The sequence below is a fragment of the Nocardia sp. NPDC005745 genome (assembly GCF_040630775.1).
In the GTDB taxonomy this organism is placed as follows: domain Bacteria; phylum Actinomycetota; class Actinomycetes; order Mycobacteriales; family Mycobacteriaceae; genus Nocardia.
Window position 1 is genome coordinate 1 of sequence record NZ_JBEXYF010000098.1, and the last position, 1374, is coordinate 1374.

The following is a 1374-nucleotide window of genomic DNA, read 5'->3' on the forward strand; positions in this document are numbered from 1 at the left end:
CTAGTACTCCAGCCGCACTTCGTTATGTTGTGCCTGTCTTCGCTGGTAGTGGGCCTGTTTGGCGCGGTGTTGATGTCTTCGTCGCCAGGTCGACCAGCGGCGGACGGTGGTGAGGTTCGAGATCGGGGTGGTCAGGTGTGCCAGGAGACGCTTGATTTCACCGAGTGTGAGTGGAATGAGGCCGCTGCCAATGCTTTTGGGGAGATGGCGGCGGTGACGGCGAGGTAGGTGTGGGCGAGCATGGCCAGGGTGATGTGCCGGTACCAGGCGTCGTAGCGGCGGACCTGGTACTGGTCGAGCCCGACTTCGGTTTTCGCGGTTTGGAAGCAGTCCTCGACTGCCCAGCGGGCACCGGCGACCCTGATCAGGTCGGTGTCACTGGTACCGATCGGGCCGCCGCACATGTAGTAGGCGATCTCGAACTCGCCTTTGGTGTTGCGGGTCAGCGACCGCCTGGCCAGCAGCCAGCGCCGCCACCCGGCACCTGCCTCGCTGACGCCGGGCAGCGTCGCCACGGCCCAGTCGAACATTCGCGGGCCTTTCGCACCATCTCCACAGCTCAGACGCTTCCACGCATCCGGCGGTGCGTCCGCCACAAGACGGTCCGCGCGTGAATCACCCGACAGGAGCACGATTGGTGCGCTGCTGGGAACAGCGACCACATACCCGATCCGACGGCGCTCGAGCCACCTGCGGAACTTCGAATCACCGCCATAGGCTTCATCGGCGGTCACCCACCGCGCCGGCACACCGGCATCCAGGGCACGCCCCAGCATCTGCTGGGCCAGAACCTGCTTCGTGGCGAACTCGACATCCTCGGGCACCGCAGCCTGCCGGCATCGCTGCCGGTCGCTGATCCAGGACTTCGGCAGATACAGCTCCCGGTCGATCAACGTGCGCCCCTTCACGCTCACATACGCACAGAACACACCGAGCTGACAATTCTCGATCCGACCCGCCGTGCCGGAGTACTGTCGTTGCACCCCAGCGGATTTGACGCCCTTCTTCAGAAATCCCGTCTCATCGACCACCAACACACCATCCGGGTCCCCGAGGTGCTCGACCGCATACGCACGCACATCGTCACGCACCCCATCGACATCCCAAGCCGCCGCGTTCAGCAACCGCTGCATCCCATCCGGTGTCGAATCCCCGGCCACCTCGGCCAACGTCCACCCGTTCTTACCCGCCAACGGCGCCAGCAATCCCCGCACATACGCCCGAGCCCGACCCCGCGGCTCCGCCCGATAGAACCGGCCCGTCACCCGCCCGAACAGATCATCCAGCCCAGCCACCCACGCAGCCAGATCCTCATCGATCAACACAACGAAACAGACTACCGCCCAACATAACGAAGTGCGGCTGGAGTACTAG

1 pseudogene is annotated in these 1374 nt (G+C 64.6%); it reads right to left on the minus strand.

Annotation, left to right across the window (positions count from 1 at the left end):
* Positions 1 to 1307: pseudogene (locus ABZ420_RS35995) on the minus strand (IS701 family transposase).
* Between the last annotated feature and the right edge of the window lie 67 nt (positions 1308 to 1374).